This window comes from Streptomyces phyllanthi, assembly GCF_009377205.1.
In the GTDB taxonomy this organism is placed as follows: domain Bacteria; phylum Actinomycetota; class Actinomycetes; order Streptomycetales; family Streptomycetaceae; genus Streptomyces; species Streptomyces phyllanthi.
This window is the reverse complement of record NZ_VJZE01000517.1, coordinates 1-6,060: the sequence shown is the minus strand read 5'-3', so window position 1 is coordinate 6,060 and position 6,060 is coordinate 1. Positions and strand designations below refer to the sequence as shown.

At 69.3% G+C, this 6,060-nt stretch carries 6 protein-coding genes; 1 reads left to right on the top strand and 5 read right to left on the bottom strand.

Annotated elements, in window-relative coordinates; genetic code table 11:
- The 5 genes from FNH04_RS39710 to FNH04_RS39690 form a co-directional block, all read right to left on the bottom strand.
- Positions 1–1,115, bottom strand: a 1,115-nt coding sequence (locus FNH04_RS39710) for a DUF6777 domain-containing protein (protein ID WP_322725207.1), incomplete at its 3' end; no start/stop codon positions are given.
- Positions 1,116–1,349: 234 nt separating this feature from the next.
- Positions 1,350–2,294 (bottom strand): cytochrome c oxidase assembly protein, encoded by a 945-nt coding sequence (locus tag FNH04_RS39705; RefSeq protein WP_152790940.1) that lies wholly within the window; start codon positions 2,292–2,294, stop codon positions 1,350–1,352.
- Between the two features lie 116 nt (positions 2,295–2,410).
- Positions 2,411–3,436 (bottom strand): 6-phosphofructokinase, encoded by a 1,026-nt coding sequence (locus FNH04_RS39700; protein ID WP_152790938.1) that lies wholly within the window; start codon positions 3,434–3,436, stop codon positions 2,411–2,413.
- 218 nt (positions 3,437–3,654) lie between these two features.
- Positions 3,655–4,383, bottom strand: coding sequence for a type 1 glutamine amidotransferase (locus FNH04_RS39695; protein WP_152790936.1), 729 nt, complete (start codon positions 4,381–4,383; stop codon positions 3,655–3,657).
- A gap of 34 nt (positions 4,384–4,417) precedes the next feature.
- Entirely contained in the window at positions 4,418–5,656 is a 1,239-nt protein-coding gene (locus FNH04_RS39690) for a MurT ligase domain-containing protein (protein ID WP_152790935.1), read from the bottom strand.
- Positions 5,657–5,792: 136 nt separating this feature from the next.
- On the opposite strand from FNH04_RS39690, the gene FNH04_RS39685 reads away from it, so the two are divergent.
- Positions 5,793–6,060: peptide deformylase (locus FNH04_RS39685; RefSeq protein WP_194236972.1), on the top strand; the 268-nt coding region annotated here is incomplete at its 3' end.

Below are 6,060 nucleotides of genomic sequence, written 5' to 3'. Positions count from 1 at the left end.
CTCGTGGGCTCACCCGTGGGGGGCTCGTCCGGGGTGGGGCCGCCCGTCGTGGGTTTGTCGCCGGTGGGGCCGCCCGTCGTGGGCTCGCCAGTCGTGGGTTCGTCGTCGGTGGGTCCGCCTGTCGTGGGCTCTTCCTTCGATGGTTCGCCCTTCGATGGTTCGCCCGTGGTCGGTTCACCCCTGCTCGGGCTGCCGGGCGACCCGTCGTCCGCCTTCACGCTCAGCACCACGGCCTCCCCGAACCGCAGCTCGGTCCCGACCCCGGGTTCGGAGCCGGTCACCCTCGCGTCGGCGGAGGGCAGCTCGTCTCCGGAGAAGGCCACCGCCAGCCCCAGTTCGGCCAGCTTCTGACTGGCCGCGCCGAAGGTCATCCCGGACACCCTCGGCACCTTGTGCCGTTCGGTCGCGTCGAACGTGCTGTCGCGCTCACCCTCGCTGCCGACGGGCCGGCTGATGCCCTTCTCGGGGTCGTCCACGTCGACGAGCACGATCCGGTCAAGCGACCGCGGCGCGGGCCTGACGGCGACCACGGCGGACTCGTCGTAGCCGTCCCATTTCTCGTTGCCGTTGTCGAACCGGACGTCGATGTCCTCGGGATTCCTGTTCCCGTCCAAGGCCCGCAAAGGGTTCCCGCACGAGCACTTCACGGAGGGCATGCCCTTCCCGTCGACCAAAACCGCGATCCCCGACTCCAGCAACGCGTTGAAGGCGACCGCCCTGCCTTTCTTGTAGTCGTGGTTGACCACAAGGGTGTCGTGACGCAGCAGAACGGGCGTCAGAGTGTCGAGATATTCCTCGATCCGGCCATCGGTGGCCGGATCGATACCGATGACACTCGCCCATTCCCGTGTCTTCTCGCGGTTCCTGGGATCGGTGAGGAATTCCCCCAGCCGGTCGACGTCACAGACCGCGGGCTTCCTGCTGCCTCCGTACAGCCCCGGCGCGTTGCCCTGCTGCAGGCCGCTGTGCGGTGGCTCCGACGCGAGGTCGACGTCCTCGCCCAGCTCACCGTTCTCTTCGAAAAAGGGTGCGAGAGACGGTACTCCGGCGGCGACGGCCTTCACCACGAACGCGGTTGGGCCCGAGTCGCACCCGCTGATGACCAGAACCGCCACCAGGAGAAGGACAAGCCTTCGAACCGTGAATTCCCCGGCTTTTCGCAAACATGTGCGCACTGTCATGACCGCTCCCCCCGGCGGTTCCCCCTTCACCCCGCAGAGTGGAAGCGGGGCTCACGCATCATGCTACTGAACGGAAAAGCGGATCGGTCAAGGAGAAATAGGAGAGAGGATCGAGTGACCGAAAGACGGAAAAGGGGCTCGCTGTCCGCAGGGTGCAGAAAGCGGGACTCAGCGACCGCGTGCGTTGAGTGAGGCCAGATAGGCGTTGTACGCCTCGAGTTCCTTGTCGCCGTCACGGTCCGCTGCGCGGTCCTTGCGCTTGGCCTGCCGCTGCTCGGAGGCGTACCACTGGAAGAGCAGCGCGATCAGCACGAGCACGGACGGGATCTCGCTGAACGCCCAGGCGATGCCGCCGGCCGCGTTCTGGTCGGAGAGGGCGTCGATACCGAGCGAGGCGGGCGGGTTCTCGTACGTCTTCACCATCGGACTGGTCGCCATCATCAGCGCGATACCGAAGAACGCGTGGAACGGCATGCCCGCGAACAGCTCCAGCATCCGCATCAGATAGCCGGGCCGGTGCGGGCCGGGGTCGACGCCCATGATGGGCCAGAAGAACACCAGACCGACCGCGAGGAAGTGCACCATCATCGCGATGTGCCCCGGCTTGGAGCCCATCAGGAAGTCGAACATCGGTGTGAAGTACAGCGCGTACAGGCTGGCGATGAACAGGGGGATGGTGAACGCGGGGTGGGTGACGATCCGCAGATAGAGGCTGTGGAGCAGCATCAACAGCACCTCGCGTGGCCCCTTGCGCCCCTTCCCTGCGACCGGCAGGGCGCGCAGCGCCAGTGTGATCGGCGCGCCGAGCAGCAGCAGGATCGGCGACAGCATGCTGATCACCATGTGCTGCACCATGTGCACGCTGAACATGACCATCCCGTAGTCGTTCAGCTTGGTGCACATCATCAGCAGGACGAGCAGCACACCGAACGCGAACGCGACCGTGCGGCCCACCGGCCACTTGTCACCGCGCCGCCCGAGCCTGACGACCCCCCACGCGTACAGCCCCAGCGCCAGCAGACAGCCGACGAGGAAGAACGGGTCCGCCGACCACCCGAGTCCCCGCCCCAGGGTGAAGGGCAGGAGATCCGTGCCGTGCCCGCTGTGATCCATTCCGACGGCTCCTGTTTCGTGGGGGTTGAGCGCTGTCTGTCCGTCCCCAGACTAGAACCGCCCCCGATGGCGTCAGCCATCGGGGGCGGCTCGACAGCGCTACCGACCCGGAGCTCTCACAGCACGCACTCGGCCTCGGCGTACCTTTCCTCCGGCACCGTCTTCAGCGTCTCGACCGCCTCGGCCAGCGACACCATGACGATGTCCGTCCCCCGCAGCGCGGTCATCATCCCGAACTCACCCCGGTGCACGGCCTCCACCGCGTGCCACCCGAACCGCGTGGCCAGCACACGGTCGTACGCCGTCGGCGTGCCCCCGCGCTGGACGTGCCCGAGGATGACCGGCCGCGCCTCCTTGCCGAGCCGCTCCTCCAGCTCGACCGAGAGCTGCCGGGCGATTCCGGCGAACCGCTCGTGGCCGTAGATGTCCTTGCCGCCCTCGTCGAACTCCATGGTCCCGGGCTTCGGCTTGGCGCCCTCCGCGGCGACGACGATCGCGAACCGCTTGCCCGCCTCGAATCGTTCGCCGACGCGCGCGGCCAACTCGTCGACGTCGAAGGCCCGTTCCGGGACGACGATGGCGTGGGCGCCGGCCGCCATGCCGGAGTGGAGCGCGATCCAGCCGGTGTGGCGGCCCATCACCTCCACGATGAGGACGCGCTGGTGGGATTCGGCGGTGGTCTTCAGCCGGTCCAGGGCCTCGGTCGCCACCCCCACGGCCGTGTCGAAGCCGAAGGTGACGTCCGTGACGGCGATGTCGTTGTCGATGGTCTTCGGCACGCCGACGATCGGCAGGCCGTTGTCGGACAGCAGGCGGGCCGCCTTGAGGGTGCCCTCGCCGCCGATCGGGATGATCGCGTCGAGCCCGAGCTCCTCGACATGGCCCTTGGCCCGCGCCACCCCGTCACGCAGATGCTCGGGACGGACCCGGGAGGAGCCGAGGATCGTGCCGCCGCGGGCCAGGATGCCGCTGACCGCGTCGAGGTCGAGCTTGAGGTAGTCGCACTCCAGGAGACCCTTCCAGCCGTCCCGGAAGCCGATGACCTCGTCGCCGTGGTCGACGACGGCGCGGTGCACGACGGACCGGATGACGGCGTTCAGCCCGGGGCAGTCGCCGCCGGACGTGAGGACACCAATGCGCATAGCCCGATTTACCTTCTCACGTGGGCCGGAGACCGGACCGCGCTGTCCGGCAGGATCGCGGCCACCCTACCGGCGGGAGGGGGTAGGTCCATACCGGGCGTCCGCCTGCTGGACGCCCCCGCACAGGTGAGCGGGGGGCGTCTCAGAAAGGGCACTTCTCCCTGCGTACAACCAGGTTGCGCGCCCCCGCGGTCACGCGGGCTGCTGCGCGGCTGTGTTCAGGCGGGCTGCTGCGCGGCCGCGATGCGCTCGTTGCGCAGCGCCTCGTACCAGCGGTCGTCGACCGGAGGCAGCGCGTTGACGTCGAGCGCGAGCTTCAGCAGCAGGTCCGCGATCTGCGGGTTGCGGGCGAGCACGGGCCCGTGCATGTAGGTGCCGAAGACCGTGTCGTTGTACGCGCCCTCGGTGCCGTCCCCGGTGCCGTTGCCCTTGCCGATGCTCACCCGTGCGAACGGGCGCGCGGTGGGGCCGAGACGCGTGATGCCCTGGTGGTTCTCGAAGCCGGTCAGCGGCGGCAGTCCGAGACGCGGGTCGATGTCGGCGAGCACGTCACCGACGCAGCGCTCGCCCTCGCCGCGCACCGTGGTCACGTCGAGCAGGCCGAGACCGGGCTCGCGCTGGCCGAGATCGTTGATGAACTCGTGGCCGAGGATCTGGTACCCGGCGCACACGGAGAAGACGATCGCCCCGTTCTGCACGGCCTGGTACAGGTGGCCGTCGCGCCGCAGCCGCTCGGCCGCGAGCCGCTGCGGACGGTCCTCGCCGCCGCCGATCAGGTAGATGTCACCCGAGGTCGGGATCGGCTGGTCGCTGCGCACGTCGAGCCGGGCCACGTCGAGGCCGCGCTGGCGGGCCCGGCGCTCCACGACGAGGACGTTGCCCTGGTCGCCGTACGTGCTGAGCAGGTCCGGGTAGATCCAGACGACCCGCAGGCTGTTGTCGCTCATGAAGTCACTGTCCTTACGAGAACGTCCGAGTACGTCAGTTGCCCACGCGGCGGCGCAGGTCCTGGAACGCGGTGTAGTTCGCGATGACCTCGATCCGGCCGGGCGGGGCCATCTGCACGGCCTGGTCGAGGTTCTCGCAGACCTGGAAGTGCTGGCCCGCGACCTCCAGCCGCACCGCGAGGTCCAGCTTGCGGTCGCCGATGACGAAGATCGGGTGGCCGGTCAGGCGCGTGTAGTCGACGTCCCACAGCCATGACGTGTCGGTGCCGTCGGCGCCGCGCGCGTTCACCGAGAGGATGACCGGCGTGGGCGGCGGGTCGATCAGCGAGAAGGTCTCCAGCCAGCCCGCCGGGTTCTTGGCGAGCAGCAGACGCAGGTCGCGCTGCATGAACTGCACGACGTCGTAGCGTCCGGCCACCGCCTGCACCTGGTACATGCGCTCCAGGGCGACCTGCGGGGGGACGCCGAAGACGGCGGCGACGGCGGCCGAGGAGGCTGCGTTGGCCTTGTTGGCGCGGCCGGGCAGCTGGAGGTGGATCGGCCACGCGGAGCCGTGCGGGTCGAGGACGTGGTCGCCGGACAGGGCCCAGCTCGGCGTGGGCCGGCGGAAGCCGCACTCGCCGCAGAACCAGTCGTCGCCCGGGCGCTGCATCACACCACCGCAGGACGGGCAGGACCAGGCGTCGTCCTTCCACATCTGCCCGGCGGCGACCCAGATGACGTTGGGGGAGGAGGACGCGGCCCAAACGACCAGCGGGTCGTCGCAGTTGGCGACGACGACGGCCTTCGAACCGGCCAGTCCCTCACGCCAGTTCTCGGCGAGCATCCGGGTCTCGGCGGCGCGGTCGAGCTGGTCGCGGGAGAGGTTCAGCAGCGCGATGCACTTCGGGGCGGTGTCGCGGGCCACCCCCGCGAGGTACTTCTCGTCGACCTCGATGACCCCGTATCTGGCCTCCGAGCCGCCGGCCAGTGCCGAGGTGATGCCCGCGGGCATGTTGGCGCCGAGCGCGTTCGACACGACCGGGCCCGCGGCGCGCAGGGCCTCCGCGATCAGGCGGGTGGTCGTGGTCTTGCCGTTGGTCGCCGAGACGAGGACGACGTCCAGGTTCTGGGCGAGCCGGGCGAGGAGGTCGGGGTCGAGCTTGAGGGCCACACGGCCGCCGATCACCGATCCGCTGCCGCGACCCGCGGCACGCGATGCCGCCGCGACGGCCTTGCCCGCCGTCACGGCCAGCTTGGCCCGCGGCGTGAGCGGGTCCGAGTTGCCTGCCATCAGTTCTCGATCCTCCTTGCGAGCGCACCGCGTCTGAGCCTGTCGGCACCATGGTGTGGGCCTCAGCCTATCGAGATCCACTCGTACGCCCGAACCACGGCACCCCGGCGACCCGGCGGAACGTACCCTTGCGGCCATGCGAAACGGCTCGATTCCGGGCGCCCGGGGGCGCGTACGGCCCATGACTCTGCTCGGAGACCCCGTTCTGCACGCGCCGTGTGAAGAAGTCACGGATTTCGGCCCGGATCTGGTGAGTCTCGTGGAGGACATGTTCGCCACGATGTACGCGCAGCAGGGGGTGGGGCTGGCCGCGAACCAAGTGGGGGAGTCGCTGCGGGTGTTCGTGTACGACTGCCCCGATGACGAGGAGGTGCGGCATGTGGGGCATGTCGTCAATCCGCGGC

Coding starts and splice junctions, on each gene's coding strand:
- FNH04_RS39705 (WP_152790940.1), bottom strand. CDS start 2,294: ATGGATCACAGCGGGCACGGCACGGATCTCCTGCCCTTCACCCTGGGG.
- FNH04_RS39700 (WP_152790938.1), bottom strand. CDS start 3,436: ATGCGCATTGGTGTCCTCACGTCCGGCGGCGACTGCCCCGGGCTGAAC.
- FNH04_RS39695 (WP_152790936.1), bottom strand. CDS start 4,383: ATGAGCGACAACAGCCTGCGGGTCGTCTGGATCTACCCGGACCTGCTC.
- FNH04_RS39690 (WP_152790935.1), bottom strand. CDS start 5,656: ATGGCAGGCAACTCGGACCCGCTCACGCCGCGGGCCAAGCTGGCCGTG.